Raw genomic sequence first — 22,849 nt, forward strand, 5'->3', positions numbered from 1 at the left:
TGATCCACTCAGGTTGCGCAGTTCAGTCGAGGAGGTCTGGCTCCTCGGCGGTGATCCAGTCGTAGAGCGGTTGGAAGGAGAACCAGCCGAAACGGTGGGTGCCGACCTGGGAGGCGGTCAGCGCCGCGTCCTCGGGTGGGATCAGGTGGGGCTTCGTGAGGGACGCCTCGGCCATGAGCTGGGAGTGGGCGCAGCGCTCGTAGCTCAGGTGCCACCAGAACGCCTCGTCGACGGAGTGGCCGACGGTCAGGACGCCGTGGTTGCGCAGCAGAACCGCCTTGTGATCGCCGAGCGCCGCGGCCAGCTTCCTGCCTTCCTCCTCCTCGAGGACGACGCCGGTGTAGTCGTCGAGAATGCCCTGGTCCCGGTAGAAGGCGCAGGCGTCCTGGGAGATCGGGTCAAGCGGGCGGCCGAGCGCCGCCCAGGTCCGGCCGTAAAGGCCGTGGGTGTGCACGGCGGAGATGACGTCGGAACGGGCGTCGTGGACGGCGCCATGGATGGTCAGCGCGGCGTAGGCAACCAGGTTGCGCGCTCTGGGGCCCCTGTTCGGACCGTCGACGACCGTGCCGCTCCCGTCGACCAGGCAGAGGTCGGAGACCTTGACCTGGCGGAAGCTTTGTCCGTAGACGTTAACCCAGTAGTGGTCGGGCAGCTCCGGGTCGCGGACGCTGCCGTGTCCGGCGACGCCCTCGTTGAACCCGGACCGGCCAAGTACCCGAAATGCCGCCGCCAGCCGCTGCCTGCGGTACAGCCGCTCCTGTTCGACAGAGCTGAAGGTCGGCGGCGTCCGGGTGACGAATCCAGCCATTTCGTACTCCCTACCTGGCCCGGATCGGTTTCTACTACCTGACCTGGCGCTTGCTGAGACTCTTCTTGATCTCGGCAACCTGGGCCGCGAAGCCGGGCCGGGAGACCGCCCACTCCTGTGCCGCGAGCTCCAGCTCCAGCGCGGCCTTTGATTCGGTCAATGCAAGGCTGGCCCGCAGCGACTGCTTGGTCCGTGCCACTAGCTCCGGGTCCCTGTTGGCGGCCCGACGAGCGAGCTTCAGCGCCGCGTCAAGCAAGTCGTTCTCCGGAAGGCAGCGCCAGGCGAGGCCACGCGCCGCCGCCTCCTCGCCGGTCAGCGTGTCGCCGAGCAGGACGAGCGCCGCCGCGCCCTGGCTGCCGACCTGCCGGGACAGACGCCACAGATGGCCGCCGCCCGGGTGGATGCCGACATCGAGGAATCGCGGGTCGAAGACCGCTGACGGCGAGCAGAGCACGACGTCACAGGCCATCGGCAGGTTCAGGCCGGCCCCGATGACGGGGCCGCTGACGGCGGCGATCGTGGGAACCGGGGCGTCCGCGACCTTGAGAAAACCCTCGTACATCTCGCGTAACGGAGCCTTGGGCCTGACCAGGTCCTCCAGCGAGCCGCCAGAGCAGAACACAGGCGGCGTGGCACTAAGGATGATGGCCTGCGCACCGCCCTCGAGCGCTGTGTCCACGGCGTGGGCGAGATCCATGCTCAACTCATAGGACAGCGCGTTGCGTCGGGCGGGGGCGTCCAAGGTCAGCATCGCGACCCCGTCGTCCAGCGTCACCCGGACCAAGGCGTCGTCGCCTTCGGTCATGCGGGTCTCCTTCGGAGCAGATGAGCGACCATGATGATCGATAAATAGGATAATGTATACCTAGATTATAGTAGCTGCTATCCTTACTGTCGAGGGATCACCCACCCTCGGTCGGCACGGCCCGAGCCGCTGCGGGCTCGGCCCGGCGACGGCGCCAGCGAGCCGGTCCCAGTCGGTGCGTTCCGAGCCGTGCCACCAGGCCGCCGGGCCGACGACCAGGGAGGCGTCGGTGACCCGCGGGGTGATGACGATGTCGGCGCCGGCGGACAGCGCCGCGGCGATGCCCCAGCCGCCGAGGTAGGCGTTCGCCGTGACCGGCTCGATGCCGGTGTCGGCGAGACACCGGCCGGTATCGAGGTGGACGAACTTCTCGCCGGCGGCCTGTAGCGTGCTGACGCGGTCGACGAGGTTGTCGCCGGTGACGTAGGCGATGTTGGGGCGCAGGCCGAGGTCAGCCGCCACCGTGCGGACCTTCTCGGCGAGGCCCGCCGGGTCGAGCCCGCCCGCGTTAGAGACGATCCTGATGCCGCGGTCCAGGCAGGTACCGAGGACATCCTCGATCTGGGCGAGGAACGTGCGCGCGTAGCCCGCGCCACCGGGCCTGCTTCTGGTCTTCCAAAGTATGAGCATCGTCAGTTCGGCGAGGTAGTCCCCGGTGAGCACGTCGATCGGGCCGCCGTCGACCATGAGGCGGGCTCGTCGCGTTGACGGCGGATGCGACGCCGGGAGGACCGGTGCCGGGACAAAAAAGGCCTATCTTGATGGAGTTCGCTGTTATGCCCGGCGCCTGTGTCGGGCAGGTTTCGCCTTCTGCGGCGATGGTGTCTGACGCCAGTCCGCATCCGTGAGGATGGCGGGGAGGCCGACCAGCATGGCGGCCAGAGCAGTGGTAATCGCCCGCGCCCGCAGTCGGCGGAGGCTCATGACGCTCGGTCTCCCCGTTGTAGGAAAATGCGAAGCGTTACCGCGGGATGCCGTCGCCCGGTGGGATCCAACGCGGGCTCCTCATTTCAGCCGGGCACAGCGCGTGGCGGACACCGTTCCAAGCCATTCGCTGAGGCGGCCACGTGTAGGCCTCCATCTGGACTTGCTGGCCCTTGCCTGGTGGTCCGCGGCAGCCATTCGCGAACTCCCCGCCTGACGTTCCTGTTCCCTAACAGTCGACGTAACGAGTGTGGCGAGGCGCAAAACTTTTCGGCCGGCGCCGAACTGGGCGGCTGTATCGGCGCCTTGCCCCCAGAGAGGGTGCTGGTGATGAACAGGCGGGCGGCCGTGGCCGTTGGCTATCAAGAGGCTCAGGGGGCAGGTAGCTCGCTCTGGGGCACGTCGGGGCACACATCGCCGACGTGCCCCAGAGGGGAAGTACCTCGGCCTACGCCTATCCCTTGGCCGGCTTTTTCACGAGTAGTGAGCCGCAGGTGAGTTGGGTGATTGGCTTCCAGGTTCCGCCGGTGAGTTGAACAAGGGAGCTACAGGGTGTTGTCACGAAGTGGTTGAGTGGCCAGCGGGTCTCCGGTACGGCGCCATCGCCGTTGTGGACAAAGCCGGCGTTCAGGAAATTGACGAACTTGTCGACGGTGAGGTCCTTGCCGGCGGCAGTGGCGGCGGCGACGAACAAGTCGGCTGACCAGTAGCCGGCGAGCGCGGCGATGCCGATTCGCTGGTCGGGGGCGTACTTCTTGAAGTCCGCGACCATCTGGCTCGCGACCTTGTTGGAGTCGTCGATGCCGGGCAGCCAGCTGCCGGTCGCGTACATACCGTCGAGGTCATTCAGGCCGGACAGCGCCGGGTCGTAGATTGGGGTGAGGTTCTTGCCCGGGTACCCGGCGGCCTTCAGCGACTGGATGAGCTTCAGCGTGGTGGCGAAGTCGGTGATGTAGTAGACGACCTCCGGCGGAGTGCCGCCGTTGGCGGTCATGATTGCCTGGACGATGGCGGTGGCGTCGGTCAGGCCGCCGGCTGGGATAGGCGTCTTAGCGTAGATAACCTTCGTGCCGCCTGCTTCGGCGTAATGTTTGAGGGCGTCGACGGCGGTACGACTGGAGTCGAGGTCCTGGCCGACGATTGCGAGGGTATGTGTGGCTTTCGAGTCCGGGAACATCGAGTTGACCAACCCGGCGAGGTTATTGGCCAGCACGGCGGTATTGTAGTTGCATCCTGTGACGCCAAAAGCAAGCGCGGAGTCGCAGAAGCCGTCGTTGGTGCCCCAGCCGAAGTAGGGAACATTGTTCTGACAGAAGACATCGGCGTATCCGGAAAGGCTGGTGACAACCGGGACGGCGGCGAACGCTCTGTCCCGAGTCGCGATGATATTGGCCTGGGACAGGTTGCGGCTGGCATCCTGGCCGTCGTCGAGCACACCCCTAAAGTCGATCTTGCGGCCGTTGATGCCACCCGCCTCGTTGGCGGCATCGAACCGGACCTTGGCGCCGACGTCGGCACCTTGCATCGAGGCTCCGCCTGGACTGGTCAGATAGGCGAGGCCCTCGACGGTGATTGAGGTGTCAGTGATCCCGCGCGTCTCATCCTTGGACGGCTGGGTGCATGTCAGCTTGCTGGTGTCGACCTTGTAGCCGCCGTCGCTCCACCCAGTAGACGGGCCGGTGGTCGGTCCAGTCTTCACCCAGGCGGATGTGTCGTCGAGCGAGGCGACGTCCGAACCGCCGGCCGAGGAGCCACCGCAGGCCGCTGCGGCCACCACGAGGACCGCAACGACGGCCACGGGAGCGGCGCGTAGAGCCGATAACTGGCGCAGGATGCGCATGATCTTCCTCCGGCGAGGTTGAGTCTGGCGCGATGGCAGTCCGTCATCGCAGTGGTTACAAACGCCGAGGCCACGGGCGTCAAGGAGCGTCGACATAGCGGCTGCGGGTCCCTCCATCGCGAATGAGCGCGGAGATGTCCGCCCGCGACCAGATTGTGAGGTACCTCACGATAGCAGGTACTATTCTATATTGCAATGTTGGATCAACCACGCGGTCTACGCTGCCGTTGGGCCCGCGTGGTCGAGGTGGGCCACCGGGGTGCTGGCGGCCGGGTGGCGCCCGGATGGCGCGCGGGCTAGCCGGCATGGCGCCCCTGCCCTCGAGCGACACCGGGTTGGCTTGTGGCCGACGATAGTGACTATATATTCACTATCGTGAGGTGAGATCGCGTCAAGGCCCCTCAACCGTAGACATCCGGAACGCAGGCCTCGGGCTCATAGTCAACCGCAAGTCACTAGAGGGGTGCTGGGTGGTTCCCCTCGCGGCCTGGTGCACGACCACGGCCTGACGGCCGGAGGATCATCGACGATGGCGAAGTACGTCATGGCCGAGGAGGCGCTCACGGCGGTCTGCCATCCAGACCCATGGGCGACGTCAGCCCCGGTCGAATCTGGCCGGGCGCCGATGAGGGCTCGGTGGATGGGGCGGCCCGGGTACCGCAGGTGGGCGCGATGGCTGGTCCTGATCTCGGCATCTCGCCATACGAGCTCGCAGTGTAGGGACTGCTCGGGGACGGCGACCGGGGCACGGCCCCTACCTGCCGTGACAAAAGCAGTTGGCCGCACTGATGGAGACCAGCACGTAACGCCACGCGTGCGCTTGGGGTGCGACGGCTCGGCCCCAAACTGCCCCTGAACGAAAACGCCGTGCCAACGGCCGCGGCTTCGAACGCGGCGAGCACGTTGCCGACGACGTCCGAGGCGGTGGACATCCGGGAGCCGGTTTGGCCAGATGCCGCGTCTCATAGGAGAACGTCGAGGAGAAGCTCAATGAGTTGGCGGCCCTCATGAGCATCGTAGTGTCGGCCTATGGGATCGGGCGGACGCGCTGCTCCGGACCCGCTTGGGGTCGAGAACCCTCAGTCGGACCAGTGGGCGTCAACGAAGCAGCGGACCTCGCGGTCCAGCTCGGCGTCTTCAGGGGCCATGCCGAGGAAGCCCCCGTGGCCAGCCGCCTCCATTACATGCAAATCCGCCGTGATACCGGCGGCGCGCAGGGCGCGGTGCATCCGCACCGTGTTCGACAGGAACAGATCCCTGGTACCTGTGGTAAGCAGGGTTGGAGGGAAGCCCTTGGTGAAATCGCCGAACAGCGGGGAGAGATAGGGATCGACCCGAACGGCGAACCTGGGGTGATCTCCAACATCGGTCTCAAACCTGGCTGGACGCCGCCGGCCGGTATTCCGTGAATGAATCGGCGTACAGTGCTGATACCAGGGCCTGCGGCCTGATGATTCCGGCCCGCGGCCTCGATCGCCTCCCTGGAAATATCGGTGTAGAGTTCGCTTGGCCTTGGCGGGAAAGAGCGGTAATGATGAGCGAGGGCGAGACCGGTGCGGGGTGGCTCACTGCCGTAGATGACGACTGGCTGGTTGGCAGCAATTGCGGCTTGAACAAGAGAGGCAGACTCGGCGTCGTGCTGACCGGTGCGTAGCTCGTCGAGTCCGGTGACCCAGTTCTCATTGTGACGACGCTACTCTCGGCACGCCGGCGCCCATCCACCCCATCGCTCGGACGACCCCAACGACTTATTCAGATTGCCTTGATCTTGGCGTTCTAGTGAATGAAGTGCAACTGACGTGGGCGTTGCGAGCGAGTGGCTTAGCCGCAGACCATGTAACTGTGACAGTTTGTCGCAGATCCGCTCTCCTTCGTCACCACCTTTGGGGGCTCGTGGCGGGCGCGTGATCGACGGCGGTCGTCGGGTTGACCGGGTAGGTAGCCCTGCGGGCTGGTCGGGCCGAACCGACTCGTTGCACCACTACATAGTGGATGCTATCGTTCGTCTCGTCAGGGTACTCCAGGGCGGCAGTCGTGGCGGATCTCCGCTTCGACATGTGATTGGGGCGCTGGCGGCCCGGGTGCCATGGCCCCGCGCATACCGAGATCCTGAGTCGACGGAGGGCCTGCGTGCGTCTGGGCAGTACTGGGGCGCTGACGCCGGCCACCTATACCAAGGAGCGGCCCACCGCACAGCCGATCAAAGTTGGCATTCCGTGCTCGCTGTTGGGCGGCATCCCACCCGAGGCCGCCTGGAACAGCGTGCGGCCTGCGGCCTCGAACTGGGCATCGCACCGGCTGGAAGCCAGAGGAGTACGAGACCTTCGGGCTCGAAATTGACAGCCGCATCCAGCTCTTGGACGACAAGATCGCCGCCTGCCACGCACGCCCGGCGCTGCCGCGAGAGACGCAAAGATCCGCTAGGCGTGGGACCCTCCCGGTTGTGATAATGCGGCTCCCCAGGTAGGCGGCATCCTGCCGCTGGTCCGCAGTGAGGACGGCACCGCTCGACCTCACTGCGCGCTCACCGGCGCGGCTGTCCTCGTCCCGATCGGACAACCGGACTCTCGACACCAATCTCCGCGCTCGTGTCGGCGGCCTCCGATACGACTGAATGGATCGGGACCTCGGTCAGAGCTCGGAGAAGGTGTGAAGCCGATCATCCGTCCTGCGGGCATCCTGACTGCCGAACGATCGACGAAAGGTAAGCGCGTGGGCACGCTCGATGGCAAGGTCGCCCTCGTCACCGGGGCCGGGCAGAGCATCGGCCGAGGAATCGCACTCGCGCTGGCTGCCGAAGGCGCGGCTGTCACGATCGCCGAGCTGAACGCAGAGAACGCGAAGGCGGTCGCGGCGGAGGTCGAGGAACGCGGCGCCAAGGCACTTGCCTATCCATGCGACATCCGGGACACCGCGCAGGTCACGGCGTGCGTCGCAGCGACCGTGGACCGGTTCGGCGGGCTGAATATCCTGGTCAACAACGCGATGGCGAGCGTCGTCGGTGTTCCCCTGGAGGAGACGACCGACGCGACTCTCGCGCTGTCGTTCGCGACCGGGCCGGTCGCGACACTCGCGTTCATGCGGGCGGCCTTCCCGCATCTCAAAGGTGACGGGCGGATCGTCAACTTGCGGTCCGGCTCGGAGCTGTCCGGGCTGCCTGGCTACTCGGCCTACGTCGCGGCGAAAGCAGCCGTCGGCGGGCTGACGAAGGTCGCGGCCCGTGAATGGGGCACGCATGGCATCACCGTGAACGCGGTGTCCCCGTTCGCGCCCGGGCCGACGACACAGGCCAAGATCGAGGAGCACCCGAAAATGCTCGACGGGATCCTGCGCTCGCTGTCCATCAAACGAACCGGCGATGCCGAACAGGACATTGGCCGCGCGGTCGCTTTCCTAGTATCCCCGGCCGCCAGCTACATCACCGGCTGCACCCTGATGGTCGATGGCGGCGGCAGCTTCCTCTAAGCGAGCACTGTGTCCTCGAGGGATAAGGCGGATGGCGTTCCTTGACGATCTACACGCCCTGGTCGTTGATGGCGGCGGTGACCTCGGCTTGGTGAGTGCCGCGCACCGGATCGATCAGCCAACTGATTCCGGCCGAACCCGCCGAGGCGGCGGAGAGGAACGATTCGTTGCTATGCCGCTTGCGGAACGTGACTGTGATACTCGTGGCGTGGCCACCGTCACGCCAATCATCTCGCGGGCCTTCTCGACGAGCCTAGGGTCGGTCGAGTGTTGACGTGGCCGATCCGCCGGTCCGTTCCCTGTCCGTCGACGGGCGCTGGCCCCTCAGTAGGCCCGCTAAAGGACCGTACCATGCACCTGCAGACCGACTAATCGGATTTCGTCCGACAATGGGCGAAAAGACGCCCGGGTATCGGTGTTTGATTACCGGATGGTGGTGGTAGAACGATTCCGTGGACGGGCCAGCGGGGCTAGCCGGCAAAAGTGCAGTGCCCTGCACGTCGACGAGGCGTGTTGGGATGATCGGCGCCCGGAGAAAAGCGCGATGCGTGGCGCTGGCCTGCGCGGCCTATGTCCTTGTCGTGACGGTATGTGGGTTTGTGTTTCCGCCGGATCTTGGTGAAAAGGTTGCGGGTTGCGCGGCCCTCGGCGCATGTCTGGCCGCGGCGGTCTGTCTGGTGTGGACTGGTTGGCGGGTCCGAGGAGCGGACCGCCTGTGGCGGCTGATCATCGGCGGCGCGACAATCTTGACTGCCGCCGCATCCACCTGGCACGTCCGGTGGATTATCGAACACGGCTCGGCTCTTCCGTCCCATATGCCGTGGTCGGCGAACGCCTTCCTTGTGATCATGATTGTGTATCTGGCGGGGGTGCTGGCGTTCCCTACGGACCCGCTCGACGCCGGAAGTAGCGGGTTCGCCGTAGGGCGCGACGGATACCACTGGTATGTGATCACAGCGCTGGACAGCCTGGTGGTCGTTGGCTCCATGTTCCTGCTGACCTGGGCTACGGTCCTGGCGCCGGCGGTCCGAACACGACGTCTCGACGCCCCGGGGATCGTCTCCAACACGGGGACTGTGGTCGGTTACCTGGTCCTGCTAGCTGCCATCCTGCTGTTGTCGACCTTCCGGCAACCGCGGTCGGGGCTCGCGCTGGCTCTCCTCGGAGCCGGCCTCGGCGTGACGATGCTGTCCACGGCGATCTACCTCATCGTCATCGCCGCGGGGGGACACAGCATCGCGCCGGTTGTGGACATCACTTGTGCCGCAGGCTGGCTGCTGCTCCTGCTCGCCGGCCTGGTCCCGGTGCCAGGCTCCCCTGTGCCAGCTCGCCGCGGTGGCAGTCCACGCACATTGTGGATACGCGCCGCGCTGCCCTACCTGGCACTGGGAGTGGCCGGTCTGATGGTGATCGGCCAGCTGATCGCGAACAGCGCCATTGACAGCATCGAACGCGGTGCCCTGATCGGCCTACTGCTGGTAGTCCTCCTCCGCCAGATGATGACTCTGGACGAGAACACCCGGCTCCTCGCATCGGTTCAGACCAGCCGACAGCAGCTGCACTACCTCGCGTTTCATGACCCTCTCACCGGCCTGGCAAACCGAAGGTTGTTCACTGACCGGATCCAGCAGGCGCTCATATGCCGTGCCAGTCATCCCTTCGCATTGGTCTACTGCGATCTCGACGATTTCAAGAGGATCAACGACACCCTCGGCCACGCCGCCGGCGATGCCCTGCTCAGGACCACTGCGAGCCGGTTGCGCAATGGTGTCCGATCGGGCGACACCGTCGCCCGGCTTGGTGGTGACGAGTTCGCGATTCTCCTCAAGGACGGTTACAGCAACCCTGAGCGAGCATGCCAACGGCTTGCCACTAAAATCCGCGCGCCGACCATCCTCGCCGGACACACTCGGCCCGTCGGTGTCAGCCTCGGACTCGTCTTGGCCGACGACCATAGCCCGCCCTGCGCCGACGCCCTCCTGCGAGACGCCGACATCGCCATGTACGCGGCAAAACGGCAGGGTAAAGGTGGGCTGGTCGTGTACCGACCCGAGCTGTCCACTCCAGCTGCTGCCCCACAGATCCGCGCTGATCTCGAAGAGGCGATCCACAGTGTCGACCGCGCCGGAAACCTGGAAGTCCGTTACCAACCTGTCGTAGATCTCAACACCGGGAAGACCGTCGCCGTCGACGCCGTGCCCTGCTGGAAATACCAGCAGTTCGGAGAGCTCGCGCCCGACCTGTTCACTCGGCTTGCCGACGAGGCAGGGCTAACTGCGGCTCTTGCCGGCCGGGTCCTCGAACAGGTCTGTCGGGACGTGATGGATGGCGGCCCGCAGGCGGCTAAGCCTGTCTTCGTCTCCGTTCCCATGAGCTTCGATCTTGAGCAGGCGCCCGTCGCATCCGCCGTGCGTCTGCTCACCGAACAGCGCACGGCCGGCCGGGCGATTATCCTCTCGCTCGCCGAAACCTGCGCGATCTCCAGCCTCACCATCAACGATTCTTTGCTACAACGCCTTGCCGCCCGCGGTGTTCGCCTCGCCCTCGATGGCGTTGGCGGCAACGCCGGCAGCTTCGCCTGCTGGCACCTCGCGTATATCGAGATCATCAGACTGCACCCCTGCCTCACCGGCCTTGACACCACCCCGGCCACCCCGCACCCCCGCCGTGTCCGCGACGCGATCCTCGCGGTCACCACCCGGCTCGACCTGACGGCGGTCGCCACCGCCATCGACAACGACAGCCAAGCGCGGCACCTCGCCAACGCCGGATGCCACCTCGGCACCGGCCCGCTCTACGGCCCACCTCGCCCCCTGAACAAGATTCCGACGGCCACCCGACCGCTATCGGCGCCAGGGCTAACGCACTCGCACATAGCGCGAGCAGGAAGACCGCCGCCGATTACTTAAATCGGCGCTGCCGTACATCCGAAGTCGTAGCCCTCCTCGGCAGCCAAGGCATGATCGAGCGATGGCGCGCCGCCCGCCCTCGTCTGCGGCCGATGCGGGGACCGAAACGGCTGCGCCCGCCCCAGACGATCAGTACCGGACATGCGCTGGTCCGGAACATCCGCCGCGGCCACTACGAACTCGGAACCGACGCCGAACCACAACGCCGGCTCGAGGCGGCATTCGCCGAGCTCGCCCACGCCATCTGACCACCAGGCCGGCCGGGGCTCCGCGCGCCCTGGCTCCTCGCACCGCAACAGGCCTGCTGACCAGGCCAATCTTATGGCGCTTGTAGGGATTGCTGCTCCAACAGGCGTACCGATCGGCTACGGTCCGTGGCGTGACGGGGGCCACACTCGAGATGGCGATCTGGGGCCTGTTGGTGGCTTCGCCATCGAAGGTCTCAATCTCTACACCGCCATCCGTAGGCATCACCGCTGGCCGTGGCAGAGCAGAAACGCCGTGCGGCCGGCCCTTGGGCCTCTACCTATGCGCCGAGCTCATTCGGCTGATCATCGGCGCCGGTGTCGCAGCGGCGAGCCGGCTCGCGACGTAGCGCCGGGCCGTTGCCGCCGACCTCGTCGGGCGCGACCCGGTCCGTCCTCACTTCGGCCTCGAGCCGTCCGCCCACGGTGATCGGCAACCGAAGGAGTCCGGCGACGACCGGCGACCGACGGGCCAGAGGAGGAGCCGGACTGCCTGTACCTAGAGGGTTCTATGTGATTGGTGATGTCAAAGGTCGCGAGTGGTGGTGACGAGTCCACAGGAGTGGCTGTGGTTGGGTTGCCTTCGGAGGTGGTCGCGTGGACGGCGGGAATACGGCACCCTCAAGTACTCGGTGATCATCTATGGGAGCCGTCGACGACGCTCACCCTTGAGCCGTCGCGGAAGCACCCGATCGGGGACGGGGGCTACTGGGGTCGGGTCTGGACGGCGATGAACGCCGTCAACGCCATTCCCGCGGTCTGCGGGTCGATCTGCACGTGCTCTCGGCCCGGGCCAACTGCGCGACGCCGGTGATCCTGTGCCACCTGCTCGGCGCGAGGATGGCCGCGCGCGGCCGCGGCGGGATCGCGCTGGTGAGCTCCACGGGCGGCACCCAGGGCGCGGGTCACCAGCAGCACCTACAACGCGGGCCGAATGGGAGTTGATCGCCCCGCTGATTCCCGGTCCCAAGCCAGGTTGTCGGCCGCCAGCGCATGAGCGCCGGGAGATCGTGAACGCGTTGGCCTACTGGATGCGGGCGGGGTGTGCCTGGCGGCTGTTGCCGCATGACCTGCCGCCCTGGCAGACGGTCTACCACTACTGGCGGCGCTGGCGGATTGAAGGCCGCTGGGAGCCGATCCTGGCCCGGCTGCGCGAACGCGACCGTGTCGGTGGCGGCCGCGACCCGACTCCGGCTGCGGGCGTTCTCGACAGCCAGAGTGTGCGCGCCACCGACCGGGGTGGGCTGCACGGCTACGACGGTGGCAAGAAAGTCCCTGGTATCAAGCGTCATCTGCTCGTCGACACCGGCGGCACCGTGCTGGTGGCCTGCGTCAGTCCGGCGCTGCGGCCCGACTGCGTGGCGTACATGGCGTACCGGCCGGACTTCGACCACCTCGAGCGGATCCTCGCCTCGGGCGCGAACGTCGTGACGACGATGTACATGCTGGCCGGCTCCGGCTACGGCGAACAGGCCCATGCGTGCTACTCCGGGGTGGAGGCAGTCGCGGTCCACATGACGGCCCCTCCACGCGGCGGTCGTTCAGGCGGCGGAGCGCTCGGCGACTGGCCGGCGACGCAGGCTCACGTTCGAGACGGCCGGTGGTGTGTATGCCACGTCGTTGGGGCCGGCGTCGGTCCCGGGCGGAACGATCTCGTCGATCCGGTCGAGGACCTCGTCGTCCAGGGTGACGTCGACGCCGGCGAGCAGGTCATCGAGGTGTTCCATGGTGCGGGGCCCGATGATCGCCGAGGTGACGCCCGGGTGGGCGATCGCGAACGCCATCGCGAGGTGGGTCATCGGCAGGCCGGCCTTGTCGGCGAGCGGGATGAGCTGTTCGACCACGTCGAGCTTGCGCTCGTCGCTGAAGTGCTGCGGCATGCCGCCGGATCGGTGGGTGTCGGTCTGCTGGCCCTTGCGGTACCGGCCGGTGAGCAGGCCTTGGCCCAGCGGGCTCCAGACCAGCGTGCCCATCCCGTACCGCTGGCAGATCGGCAGCACCTCGCGTTCGACGCTTCGGTTGACGATCGAGTACGGCGGCTGCTCGGTGCGGAAGCGCGCCAGGCCGCGCCGCTCGGCGACCCACTGCGCCTCGACGATCTCCGAGGCCGGGAAGGTCGACGTACCGATCGCGCGTACCTTGCCGCTGTGGATCAGATCGGACAGGGCTGACAGTGTCTCCTCCACGTCGACCGTCGGGTCGGGGCGGTGGACCTGGTAGAGGTCGAGGTGATCGGTCTGCAGGCGGCGCAGGGAATTCTCGACTGCGGCGATGATCCAGCGCCGTGAGTTCCCACGGTGGTTCGGATCGTCGCCCATCGGGTAGTGCATCTTGCTGGCGAGCACGACGTCGTCGCGGCGGCCCTTGAGTGCCTTGCCGACGATCTCCTCGGATTCGCCCTGGGAGTACACGTCGGCGGTGTCGATGAAGTTGATCCCTGCGTCTATGGCCCTGTGGATGATCCGGATCGAGTCGTCGTGGTCGGGGTTTCCGATGGCCCCGAACATCATGGCGCCCAGGCAGTAAGGGCTGACCTGGATTCCGGTCCGGCCCAGCGTGCGGCACTTCATGCTTCTCCTCCTTCGGAGCGTGTGGTGAGTGGTTGGTGAGTGGGCGGCCCCGTGCCTCGACGCGCTGACGCCGGGAACCGACCCGACGACGGACACGACATCACCGGCCGGCGAGGTTCGGACTATTCGGACCGCGCCGAGGACGCTGTCCGCAACTGCTCGTCGTCGAACACGATCTCGACCAGCGGGCTGCGCGCGAACCAGTCGTCGAAGTTCTGGGGCTGGCTGACTCGCGCGGCGATCTCGGGCCGGTTCTGCAGGTCGAGGACCGCAGTGATCACCCGCCGCCGTGTCGGCTCGTCGACCGGCACCGCGGTCGCGGGCAGATCGGCCGTGACCCCGTGCTTGAGATGCACGACGAATCGAGCATGGGCGCGCAGGTTCGCATACCAGCTACGGGGTACGGGCATGCCGCTCAGATACCAGCGACCGTCGACGCGGTGGAGCCAGATCTCGATACGCCGCGGGATACCGCTACGTGCACCCAGTGTCGTGATGTCGATCGTGCGCTCGGCCGCGGAGGAGTCCGGTCCGATGTCGAGTGCGCGGATGACGGCGTCGTCCACGGTCACAGCCCGGTCCGCCGCTCGTCGTCGAGGGGCACGTCGCGGTCCTCGACTCGGGTCCGCCCCAGCGTGCGGTACTTCATAACTTCTCTCCCCGGAGGCGGTCAGTGCGCGGTCTGTGACCATCATTACCCGCTTCCTTCGTCGTGGTGAGGGCCCCGGGATCCGTCGCACGTTCCGGTGACTCCATGAAAACTCCGCCACGAGCGCCGGGCCAGCAGGATCCTCTCGAGTCGTTGCACGATCCTCTTCGCTTCGCCGGCTTTTACGGCAGCGCCGCGGCAACGGGACCGGCTCCGCCGCGCAGGCGCACCGCATCAACGCTGGGCGGGAAACCGAACTGGCGCCGGTACTCCCGGCTGAACTGGGCCGGACTGTCGTATCCGACCCGGTGGCCGACACCGGTGACGTCGTTCGGACGGTTCGCCAACAGCAATCTCGCGGCCTGCAGCCGGATGTGCTTCTGGTACTGGATCGGGGTCATCGCCGTTACCGCCTGGAAGTTCCGGTGGAAGGCGGAGACACTCATCCCCGAAAGTTGCGCTACTTCCTCGACCCGGAACGGCCGGGTGTAGTTCTCCCGGATCCACCCCACAGCACGTCTGATGTGCGCCAGGCTACTGTCGGCCAGGCCGAGCTGACGCACGACGTCACCTTGTTCCCCGGTCATCAACCACCAGAGGATCTCGCGCTTGACCAACGGGACCAGTGCCTTCCGGTCCCGTGGCCGGTCAAGCAGACGCAGCAGCCGCACGACAGCGTCCAGCAACTCGTCCGGGGCGTCACTGACCGCGATTCCCGGCCGTGCCGTGCCCGGCGACCGTGGCAGATCCCCCGGCCCTGCCGCCAGCAGCAACTCCGCGATGGCGGCAGGCTCCAGAGTCATCCCGAAACCGAGCCCGGGGCGCCCCGCGTCGGCATCGATGAAGTGCCCCGTCACCGGAAGGTCGACCGAGGTGACGACGTACTGACCAGCGCCGTACTCGTAGACCCGGTCTCCCAGCGCCAGACGCTTGCGACCCTGAGCGACGACCGCCAGCACCGCGCCGGACATTGAGGACACCGGCGCCACGTTGTGGTCGGCTCTGCAGGTCCGGACCCCGTCGATAGCAATGGCTCCATCGGGACGCACATGCCGCTCAAGCAGATCGCGAAGCTCCTCCAGAGACATGCCACGATTGCAGCACAGGTCCCGCGGCGATCTTCATCCGCGCGAGGAATATGCAAGAAGTCGCGAGTTTCGTCGACCTGGATCTTCCACCGGGATCGTGAGAGTGCCCCGTCGGTCACGATCCGACGCTTCTGATTATTGTTTCGTGGTTGGTGGGCAGGGTCGGGGCCGGTTGTCGCCTCGGCGGGCGCCGGGTCCACGGCCCCGGGGGGTCAGGCGGGTCCTTCCTGGGCCGGGGCGGGTTGGCGGGTGGTCAGATCGGGGTGGCGCTCGATGCCGGCTGTCTTCACCATCCCGCGCGCTTCCCACGGTCAGTTCATCGTGGCCCCACCGTTGAGGTTGATAGTCTGGCCGGTCAGCCAGGACGTTTCTTCGGCGGCGAGGAAGACCACCGCCGCGCCGGCGTCACCCGGGGTCCCCAGCCTTTTCACCGGGATCGAGGCGGCCTGTGCCCTGGTGATGTGCGCATCCCCGGTCGCGGTGTTGTTCATGAGTCCGAGGGCCAGGCTGTTGGCGGTCACCCCGGTTCCGGCGACCTCTTGGGAGAGGTGGCGGATGAAACCCTCGATCCCGCTCTTGCCGGCCCCGTACACCGATACGCCGATGCTCAGGCCGGTACGGCCCGCCCCGGAGGAGATCTGTACAATTCGACCCCACCCGTGCTCACACATGTCCTCGAGCACCGCATGGATGCAGTACATCGACCCGAAGACATTGATCTCCACTGGGCCACGCCAGCGTTCCACGGGAAGCTGACGGAACGGTGTCGCCGTCATGTCGGGGTGGATGCCTGCATTGTTGACCAGGATGTCCACGTGCCGACCGAACGCCGCCTTGACATCGGCGACCCCTGCCATGACGGCTTCTGGGTCGAGAATGTCGAACGGCACGGCAATGGCGCGCCCGCCGTCTGACTCGATGTGCGCGCGGGTTGCTTCGGCCCGCTCGGGCACGAGATCGTTGACGGCCACGGCGGCTCCCTGCGCGGCAAGAGCCAGGGCCGCTCCGGCACCCATGTTCTGACCGGCGCCGGTCACCAGCGCCACATGGCCGGTTAACTCGAACATACTATTCCTCTCTCTGGCGGAGCCCGTCGACTGCGCGGGCAGCTCCACCAAGGTTCCAATGCGCTAAAGAGTGCGCCGTGCCCAGCTCCGCGCGCATCGACACGAGACCGGCGTGCTGGCGCGGCGCACCAATGTGTTCCGATCCCCCGAGCGGCCCGCCGGTACGAACGGCCCGGCGCGAGAAGCGGACGCCGACATCAGCAGCAGCCGGTGCCGGTATCATCACCTTTCTCCGCCCTGTCCGGTCGGCCGGCGTAGGTAGGTGTCGTCGAGGTCGGCCAGGCTCGGGCAGCCGAGCAGGGACAGCGTGGTGGAGATCCCGTGGCGCAGGATTTCCAGTACCTGACGGGCGCCTTCTTCGCCGCCAGCTGCGAGGCCCCAGATGTAGGCCCGTCCGACGAGTACCGCGCTGGCGCCAAGGGCGAGGGCTTTGACGACGTCGGCGCCGCGGCGGACACCGCTGTCGAGGAGCACCTCGGCGTCGTTCCCGACCGCGGCGACGACCTCGGGCAGCACCCGCAGCGTCGCCGGTGTCCCGTCGAGGGCGTTGCCGCCGTGGTTGGACACGACGACCGCGGCCGCCCCGGTGTCTACCGCGCGGCGGGCGTCGTCGCCGGAGAGCACTCCCTTGATGATGATCGGGCCGTCCCAGCGTTCGCGGATCCAGCTGACGTCGTCCCAGGTCGGAGGGTGGCGCCGCATGCTGGCGCTGGCCTCGGCGACGGACAGCGGGGGGCCGTCGTGGGTGAGCCGCACGTTGGGCACGTTCAGGCCGAGGCCGTCGCGCAGGAATCCGGCCAGCCACCGGGGCCGCAGCACCATCTCGGGGGCATAGGTCAGCGCGCTGCGCAGGTCGACTCTGATCGGCGCATTGGCGCGGCGGCGGCGGTCCCGTCCGGCGGTGCCGGCGAGATCGACGGTGAGGATCAGAGCGGTGCAGCCGGCCTTCCGCGCCGCGTCGATGGCGATCTGGGCGCCGGGACGGCCGCCGGCGAAGTACAGCTGGTACCAGGTGGCCCGGGCGCCCGCGGCGGCGATCTCAGCGATCGGGTAGCTGGACAGGGTGCTGACCCCGATCGCGGTGCCGGCGGACGCCGCGGCGCGGGCCGCGGCCAGTTCGCCGCCGCGGTGCGCGAGCCGGATGTACCCGGCCGGCGAGACGATCACCGGCATGGACAGCTGCGTGCCGAGCACGGTGGTGGTCAGGTCATGGTTGGTGTAGGCGGTGGCGGCCCGCGGGCGGAAGGTCACCTCCTGGAAGGCGCGGCGGTTCTCCCGCAGGGTGAGCTCCTCCTCGGTGCCCCCCTCGATGAACCAGTACACGGAGTTCGGCAGGCGTCGACGTGCCCGTCGATGCCCGTCCTCAACGCTGTCCAACCGCCTCATCGCGATCAATCCCTAATCAGCAGAAATCCGGCCCGTATGGTCCACCGCCGTGTCATGGCGGTGGACCGCGCCACGCCGCCGTCCGCGTCCGCGCCGTCGCCTTGACGGGCCGCGCCTCCGGCCCGCAGAGCCCGGTCGTCATGCGGCTACGTCCAGGGTGGTCGTCGATCCCATTCCGCATCGAGGGGCCGGTTCCTGTGCAGGCGTCGTAAGACGAGCGCGAGCTGGAGACGGAGGCGTCCCTGCGGCTCGCGGATCGACCAGCCGAGCAGGTGCTCCGCGCGAGCGATCCGATCCTGCAGCGTCGAGTGGTGCACCGAGAGGACGCCCGCCGCGGCGCGCAGGCTCGGGCTCGAGGCGATGGCGTCGAGGGTGGCGAGCATCCACGGCGCGTCGGCCCCCACGCGTTCCAGGGCGCGGACGTCGGGCGCCGGCTCCGTCGCGGCGACGACCGCGGCGGCGAGGACGGCGAGCCCGCCCAGATGGTCGGCGTGGACGATCCTCGGGCCTGGGTCCGATGCGGTGCCGTCGGCGGTCAGGCGCAGCGCCGTCCGCGCCGCCGCCCAGGACGAGGGTAGCTCCAGCACCGCCACCGCCGGGCCGACACCCGCACGCCGGCGGCCGACATCCGGGTCCGGCGCTTGGGACCCCGAAGCAGCCTCGACTCGCGCCAGACCACCTTCCAGCGCCACCGCCCGTGCCCGGGCGGTACGGTCCAGACCAAGACGCCGGGCGGCGTTGAGACGGAGGTCCGCGGGGACCGTCGCGTCGAGCACCACCTCGACCGAAGCCGGGTCGTGCGGTGTCACGCAGCCGGCCGCGACGCCGCGCCTGGTCCGTGCGAGGACGACGCGGGCCGCCGCCGTGGCCCGCTCGAGCACCATCGCGTCGATCGGACCTGCCGGGCCAGGGCGCTCCAGCCAGAGCGCCTGGGGACCGCCGGGGACAACAGGTGCGCTCAGCCACGCCGGATCCGGGCGGGTGACAGCGTCGCGCCGCCGACCGTCGGCCTCGATCTCGATGTGCACCCGGCGCTCGTCGTCGATGAGCCGCGCCGGGCAGCCCGCGAGCACCGCCGCGCCGCGCACGATCGGCTCCAGGCCAGCTTGCCCTTCGATGAGCCGGTCGAAATAGGCGATCACCTTGACGGCGGCGCCCGCGTCGGGGTCGAGCGCTGCCAGCTTCGCGACGAGCTCTCTCACCGCTACATCGTGCCTGCCGCAACCGCCGGTGCCCAGCCGTATACGGACGGCTGCGCCCGGTCCGGGGGCCTCGAGTCATGCCTGCAGAACCCTGCGCAGCCAACGTACCCGCGCCGCCTTGGCGTCCCGCGAGATCGCGGCCTGCGGAGCCGTGCGGTCGAATCCATGGAAGCCTCCCGGCCACACGTGCAGCTCAGCGCGGCCGCCGGCCTGCCAGATACGGGTGGCGTAGGTGACGTCCTCGTCCCGGAAGGTCTCCGCCGAGCCGACATCGACGAAGGCCGTTGGAAGCCCTGACAGGTCGGCGGCCCGGGCCGGCGCGGCGTAGGGCGAGACGTCCGGGCCGCCACACCCGGCCCCAAGCAGTGCCGACCAGCCCGTGCTGTTCGCATTGCGATCCCACACCCCCTGTCCGGCCATCTGGCGACTGGACGGGCTGTCGTTCCGATCGTCGATCATCGGGCACATCAGCATCTGCCCGGCCAGGGGTGGGCCGCCGCGGTCCCGGGCGAGCAGCGCGACCGCCGCGGCCAGACCGCCCCCCGCACTGCCACCGGCGACAATGATCCGATCCGGATCCACGCCCAGGTCGCCGGCATGGGTGGCCGTCCACACCAGCCCCGCGTAGCAGTCCTCCACCGGCGCGGGGTGCGGATGCTCGGGGGCGAGACGGTATTCCACGGAGACGATCGCGAGGTTCAGCTCCTGCGCCCAGTCGAGCGCCTCCGGGAGGCCCAACCGGTTGTCGCCGAGGATCATGCCTCCGGCATGCATGTAGTAGATCGCCGCCATCGGCGCGCTGGTCGCCGTGGGCCGGCACACCAACAGGGAGACCGCTGGCGCGCCGGGCGGCCCGGGCACCGACAGATCCTGGACCTCGAACGCCCCGCCGCGGCTCAGATCCTCATCCGAGGTCCTCCACTGTGCGAAGGACGCCCGCATCGCCGGGATCATGTCCACTGTCACCGGGAGCGACATCTGATCGCCCAAGACGTCCAGAACGGCGGCCAGCTCGAGGTCGAACGGAGGCGGCGGGCCGACAGCAGAAGGTGCCGGAGTCGTGGTCGTCATTGGCTCTCCCGTCATCGACGTCCTGACCTGACCGTCAGACGCATGCTGCACCTCACGCATCCCGCACCACGACCCGCCGTCCGACGGGCATCACCCGCCAGGTGGCGGGTGACGCCCGACTCCCCGGTCCTCGGTGCCTTCCGGCGCCAGCACGTTGATGGGCGGCGCCACCAGGTGCCGGTCGGTGTTCTCGCCCGCGTCATCGGCGCGGGCGCCGAAGGTCCCAGGGACGAGTAGCGCCGGCCGCCCGTCCACCGCTCCCCGCACGACGGCCTGAGACAGGCTCCGGCCACGCCATCCGGCCTCCACCGCAGCTGAAGCCGCTCGCCGGCCCGGATCGGACTGATGTACTGCACGTTCGCCCAGATCACGGAACGCCCCAGCACCTGCTCGGCGACGGCGGCGCCCAGACCGGCGCCGCCCCACAGCGTGCCGTTCGAGTTGAGCAGGGGCGGCCCGCCCCGGCGGTCGCCCCCGTCGTTGTCCGGGCGCCCCGGCCGGCGATCACGGGGCTCGACCGCGACGTGCTCGTCGACGTGACGGTCCGCCACATCCGCGCGATGGTCGACGGCGACCTCGACGACTTCGTCGCGCTCACCCATCCCCAGGTCGCCTTCGTCGGACCGCCACGCCAGCCGGTCGACCTCGGCTGGCGGGCGCCGGCCTGGTGGCGCGAACTGTCCGGGCGGCGGGTCGTGCTTGTCAACCAGGGGACGGTCGCGACCGACGCCGACCAGCTGATCCGGCCCGCGCTGGCCGGGCTCGCGGGCGAGGACGTGCTCGTCGTCGCGGCCACTGGAGGCGGCGACCCGGCGGGGCTAGAGCCGCTGCCGGCGAACGCACGGGTACCTGAACCTTGCCGCCGTGGTTGGCGACCTTGCCGGACCACCAAAGCCACCTGGTCCAGGCGATGCACGGCGGACAGCCGTTTGCCCGCCGACGTCGACCGGGTAGACATCCCTCTGTATTTGACCGACAGCGGCGTGTTGTGCTGTCGAGCGAGCTGACATGCGGAGAAGTTCATGACAGTCCCCGTACACACTACTGAGCCCGTATGCGTCACTGAGCACCTGGTGCGCCGGCTCGACGTTGCGGTGCCCCTGCCCTACGACCGGGCCGTGTCGCGATATGAGGAGCTCGTCCCCGCGGTAGACCTCGCCCGGTTCGGGCTGCTCGCCACCTGGGACGCCGCCCTCGAACTCGCCGAGATCAACGCGCCGCACGGGTTCATGATCTACTGGCGCAGCGACGTCACCGCCACGATGGCCGGTTCGCCCTCGGACTGGAAGTGCGTCGAGTACCTGATGGGCAACCACACGATCGCCGAACGCATGTTCCGCCACGACCCGACCGTGATGCTGTACGCACCCCTGCGCACGGTCATCTACGCCAACACCGAGGGCGACACTCGTTTCGCGATAGACCAGCCAAGCACGCTGTTCGACAGCTACGGCAACCCCGCCATCGCCGAGGTCGGCCGCCACCTCGATCGGCTGGTCGCGAATCTACTCACGAGGCTCGGCGCCCCAGTGCCCGAGGAACTCGCTTCGTGACCGCCCCGTGAGCTCTCGCAGACCGACGGCGGGAGCCGCGGCAACCTTCTACACCTCATGCGCCGAGGTACCCGCTTAGTGGTGAGGGCCGGCGTCGCCGGCCACGTGGGGCGTCGGAAAATGCCTGTGGTCACCTGGACGACGTCGGGCGAGCTTGGTGCCGAAGGTTGAGCCCGTCGCTTACTGACGTTGAACTCGCGAGGTGACCAGCTGTGGGGTTCGAGTTGTAGGCCGGTTCCGGTCAGGAAGCCCGCGAGCAGGTCAGGGCGGTACTGGAGGCGTTTGATCGCGGTCCTGATGACGTGGATCAGGTGGTCCAGGCCGTGCGCGGCGAGGTTGGCCAGCGTCCCGGTCTTCAGATAGGCCCAGAGGCTTTCAGTCGGCTTGCCGCGGTGCAGGGAGAGTTGGACAGGGTGGCGCTGACGCGCCGATTATCGGTGGGGAGGGGTTGCTGCGGCTGGTCGAAGTGGTCGATCAGCTACGGGCCCGTGAGCGGTGTGAAGGCGGTGCGTTGTGGACGGCACCGGATCAGACGGCCTCCCCAGATCCCGGCGGGCATGCCGTGGGCGCTGCTGCCGGAGCCGAGCCGGCGGGAGGCAGTCGCAGTCCTGATCGTGCTGGTGGAGCGGCTGGCGGGTCGGGCGGTCGGCAGCGGCGGGCGGGACGGCGGTGACGTCGATGCTGCTGTGTGAGCGTGAGATCGGGAAAGTCCAGGGCCGGCATCGGGATCGCCTGGCGGTGGTGTATGTGCGCCAGTCCTCCCGTCAGCAGGTGCTCGATCACGGCGAGTCGACCCGGTTGCAGTACGGGCTGGTCGAGCGGGCGGTGGCGCTGGGGTGGTCGTCGTCGCGGGTGCTGGTGATCGACGAGGATCTGGGGCGTTCGGCGGCCGGGGTGGTCGAGCGGCCGGGGTTCGCCCGCCTGGTTACCGAGATCAGCATGGGGCATGTGGGCCTGGTGGTGGGGCTGGAGATGTCGCGGCTGGCCCGCGCTGGACGTGACTGGCATCAGCTGGTCGAGCTGTGCTCGCTGGCGGGAGTCCTGCTGGCCGACACCGACGGGGTCTACGATCCGGATGAGTACAACGACCGGCTGCTGCTCGGGTTGAAGGGCACCATGAGCGAGGTCGAGCTGCACCTGCTTAGGCAGCGGATGACAGCGGGGCGGCTGGCCAGGGCGGGCCGCGGGGAGCTGGCGGTGCCGCTGCCGGCGGGATATGTGCGCCGTCCCTCGGGCGAGGTCGCCCTTGATCCGGACGAGCAGGTCC

Annotated in this window: 18 protein-coding genes and 4 pseudogenes; 9 read left to right on the forward strand and 13 right to left on the reverse strand. The window is 68.1% G+C overall.

Going from position 1 to position 22,849, the window contains the following annotated elements:
• Window positions 1–22: 22 nt before the first annotated feature.
• The 5 genes and pseudogenes from QOZ89_RS11385 to QOZ89_RS11405 all read right to left on the reverse strand — a co-directional run.
• Window positions 23–808, reverse strand: coding sequence for a class II aldolase/adducin family protein (locus tag QOZ89_RS11385; RefSeq protein ID WP_071054703.1), 786 nt, complete (start codon window positions 806–808; stop codon window positions 23–25).
• A gap of 34 nt (window positions 809–842) precedes the next feature.
• The gene (locus QOZ89_RS11390; protein WP_071054701.1) at window positions 843–1,613 is read right to left on the reverse strand and encodes an enoyl-CoA hydratase-related protein; all 771 of its coding nucleotides are present in this window, start codon (window positions 1,611–1,613) and stop codon (window positions 843–845) included.
• Between the two features lie 60 nt (window positions 1,614–1,673).
• Window positions 1,674–2,303: pseudogene (locus QOZ89_RS11395) on the reverse strand (acyclic terpene utilization AtuA family protein); the annotation flags it as partial.
• Between the two features lie 688 nt (window positions 2,304–2,991).
• Window positions 2,992–4,377 (reverse strand): ABC transporter substrate-binding protein, encoded by a 1,386-nt coding sequence (locus QOZ89_RS11400; protein ID WP_071054698.1) that lies wholly within the window; start codon window positions 4,375–4,377, stop codon window positions 2,992–2,994.
• A 1,079-nt stretch (window positions 4,378–5,456) separates the two neighbouring features.
• A pseudogene (locus QOZ89_RS11405) lies at window positions 5,457–5,708 on the reverse strand (alpha/beta hydrolase); the annotation flags it as partial.
• Between the two features lie 1,381 nt (window positions 5,709–7,089).
• Here QOZ89_RS11405 and QOZ89_RS11410 point away from each other — a divergent pair.
• From QOZ89_RS11410 to QOZ89_RS11430, 5 genes and pseudogenes are all read left to right on the forward strand, one after another.
• Window positions 7,090–7,842, forward strand: a complete 753-nt coding sequence (locus QOZ89_RS11410) for an SDR family NAD(P)-dependent oxidoreductase (protein ID WP_071054696.1) — start codon at window positions 7,090–7,092, stop codon at window positions 7,840–7,842.
• A gap of 518 nt (window positions 7,843–8,360) precedes the next feature.
• Window positions 8,361–10,751: a putative bifunctional diguanylate cyclase/phosphodiesterase gene (locus QOZ89_RS11415; protein WP_312623731.1), complete on the forward strand. Its 2,391-nt coding sequence runs from the start codon at window positions 8,361–8,363 to the stop codon at window positions 10,749–10,751.
• Window positions 10,752–10,825: 74 nt separating this feature from the next.
• Window positions 10,826–10,999, forward strand: a pseudogene (locus QOZ89_RS11420) (IS6 family transposase); the annotation flags it as partial.
• Window positions 11,000–11,773: 774 nt separating this feature from the next.
• Window positions 11,774–11,941 carry a hypothetical protein gene (locus QOZ89_RS11425; RefSeq protein WP_241842460.1) on the forward strand — a complete coding sequence of 56 codons (168 nt, stop codon included), beginning with the start codon at window positions 11,774–11,776 and terminating at the stop codon, window positions 11,939–11,941.
• Window positions 11,938–12,546: pseudogene (locus tag QOZ89_RS11430) on the forward strand (transposase); the annotation flags it as partial. The gene QOZ89_RS11425 and the pseudogene QOZ89_RS11430, both read left to right, overlap by 4 nt.
• Here QOZ89_RS11430 and QOZ89_RS11435 read toward each other — a convergent pair.
• The 8 genes from QOZ89_RS11435 to QOZ89_RS11470 all read right to left on the reverse strand — a co-directional run bounded on the left by QOZ89_RS11435 (window position 12,538) and on the right by QOZ89_RS11470 (window position 20,296).
• A complete protein-coding gene (locus tag QOZ89_RS11435; RefSeq protein ID WP_071054691.1) occupies window positions 12,538–13,566 on the reverse strand; it encodes an aldo/keto reductase in 1,029 nt (342 codons plus the stop codon). The pseudogene QOZ89_RS11430 and the gene QOZ89_RS11435 sit on opposite strands and share 9 nt — an antisense overlap.
• Window positions 13,567–13,688: 122 nt before the next feature.
• Window positions 13,689–14,138 carry a nitroreductase/quinone reductase family protein gene (locus tag QOZ89_RS11440; RefSeq protein WP_198543651.1) on the reverse strand — a complete coding sequence of 150 codons (450 nt, stop codon included), beginning with the start codon at window positions 14,136–14,138 and terminating at the stop codon, window positions 13,689–13,691.
• Window positions 14,139–14,397: 259 nt separating this feature from the next.
• Window positions 14,398–15,303, reverse strand: a complete 906-nt coding sequence (locus QOZ89_RS11445; protein WP_071054689.1) for an AraC family transcriptional regulator — start codon at window positions 15,301–15,303, stop codon at window positions 14,398–14,400.
• A 311-nt stretch (window positions 15,304–15,614) separates the two neighbouring features.
• Entirely contained in the window at window positions 15,615–16,370 is a 756-nt protein-coding gene (locus tag QOZ89_RS11450; RefSeq protein ID WP_312623733.1) for an SDR family NAD(P)-dependent oxidoreductase, read from the reverse strand.
• Between the two features lie 222 nt (window positions 16,371–16,592).
• Entirely contained in the window at window positions 16,593–17,756 is a 1,164-nt protein-coding gene (locus tag QOZ89_RS11455; protein ID WP_071054773.1) for an alpha-hydroxy acid oxidase, read from the reverse strand.
• A 146-nt stretch (window positions 17,757–17,902) separates the two neighbouring features.
• On the reverse strand, window positions 17,903–18,958 hold the full coding sequence (locus tag QOZ89_RS11460) for a helix-turn-helix domain-containing protein (RefSeq protein ID WP_312623734.1): 1,056 nt from the start codon (window positions 18,956–18,958) through the stop codon (window positions 17,903–17,905).
• A 75-nt stretch (window positions 18,959–19,033) separates the two neighbouring features.
• Complete coding sequence (locus tag QOZ89_RS11465; RefSeq protein WP_071054685.1) at window positions 19,034–20,029, reverse strand: alpha/beta hydrolase; 996 nt, start codon at window positions 20,027–20,029, stop codon at window positions 19,034–19,036.
• Window positions 20,030–20,119: 90 nt separating this feature from the next.
• Window positions 20,120–20,296 carry a hypothetical protein gene (locus tag QOZ89_RS11470; protein ID WP_157910641.1) on the reverse strand — a complete coding sequence of 59 codons (177 nt, stop codon included), beginning with the start codon at window positions 20,294–20,296 and terminating at the stop codon, window positions 20,120–20,122.
• Between the two features lie 257 nt (window positions 20,297–20,553).
• Between QOZ89_RS11470 and QOZ89_RS11475 the strand changes: the two genes are divergently transcribed.
• The 4 genes from QOZ89_RS11475 to QOZ89_RS11490 form a co-directional block, all read left to right on the forward strand.
• Window positions 20,554–21,036, forward strand: coding sequence for a glycosyltransferase (locus QOZ89_RS11475; RefSeq protein WP_071054681.1), 483 nt, complete (start codon window positions 20,554–20,556; stop codon window positions 21,034–21,036).
• A 15-nt stretch (window positions 21,037–21,051) separates the two neighbouring features.
• Window positions 21,052–21,582, forward strand: a complete 531-nt coding sequence (locus QOZ89_RS11480; protein ID WP_071054679.1) for a DUF302 domain-containing protein — start codon at window positions 21,052–21,054, stop codon at window positions 21,580–21,582.
• 488 nt (window positions 21,583–22,070) lie between these two features.
• Complete coding sequence (locus QOZ89_RS11485; protein ID WP_157910458.1) at window positions 22,071–22,274, forward strand: hypothetical protein; 204 nt, start codon at window positions 22,071–22,073, stop codon at window positions 22,272–22,274.
• On the forward strand, window positions 22,261–22,849 hold a 589-nt coding region (locus QOZ89_RS11490), incomplete at its 3' end, for a recombinase family protein (RefSeq protein WP_312623736.1). The genes QOZ89_RS11485 and QOZ89_RS11490, both read left to right, overlap by 14 nt.

This window comes from Pseudofrankia coriaricola, from assembly GCF_032027725.1.
Classification (GTDB): domain Bacteria; phylum Actinomycetota; class Actinomycetes; order Frankiales; family Frankiaceae; genus Pseudofrankia.

Coding starts and splice junctions, on each gene's coding strand:
- QOZ89_RS11415 (WP_312623731.1), top strand. CDS start 8,361: ATGATCGGCGCCCGGAGAAAAGCGCGATGCGTGGCGCTGGCCTGCGCG.
- QOZ89_RS11435 (WP_071054691.1), bottom strand. CDS start 13,566: ATGAAGTGCCGCACGCTGGGCCGGACCGGAATCCAGGTCAGCCCTTAC.
- QOZ89_RS11385 (WP_071054703.1), bottom strand. CDS start 808: ATGGCTGGATTCGTCACCCGGACGCCGCCGACCTTCAGCTCTGTCGAA.
- QOZ89_RS11455 (WP_071054773.1), bottom strand. CDS start 17,756: ATGAGGCGGTTGGACAGCGTTGAGGACGGGCATCGACGGGCACGTCGA.
- QOZ89_RS11450 (WP_312623733.1), bottom strand. CDS start 16,370: ATGTTCGAGTTAACCGGCCATGTGGCGCTGGTGACCGGCGCCGGTCAG.
- QOZ89_RS11480 (WP_071054679.1), top strand. CDS start 21,052: ATGACAGTCCCCGTACACACTACTGAGCCCGTATGCGTCACTGAGCAC.
- QOZ89_RS11400 (WP_071054698.1), bottom strand. CDS start 4,377: ATGCGCATCCTGCGCCAGTTATCGGCTCTACGCGCCGCTCCCGTGGCC.
- QOZ89_RS11465 (WP_071054685.1), bottom strand. CDS start 20,029: ATGACGACCACGACTCCGGCACCTTCTGCTGTCGGCCCGCCGCCTCCG.
- QOZ89_RS11390 (WP_071054701.1), bottom strand. CDS start 1,613: ATGACCGAAGGCGACGACGCCTTGGTCCGGGTGACGCTGGACGACGGG.
- QOZ89_RS11445 (WP_071054689.1), bottom strand. CDS start 15,303: ATGTCTCTGGAGGAGCTTCGCGATCTGCTTGAGCGGCATGTGCGTCCC.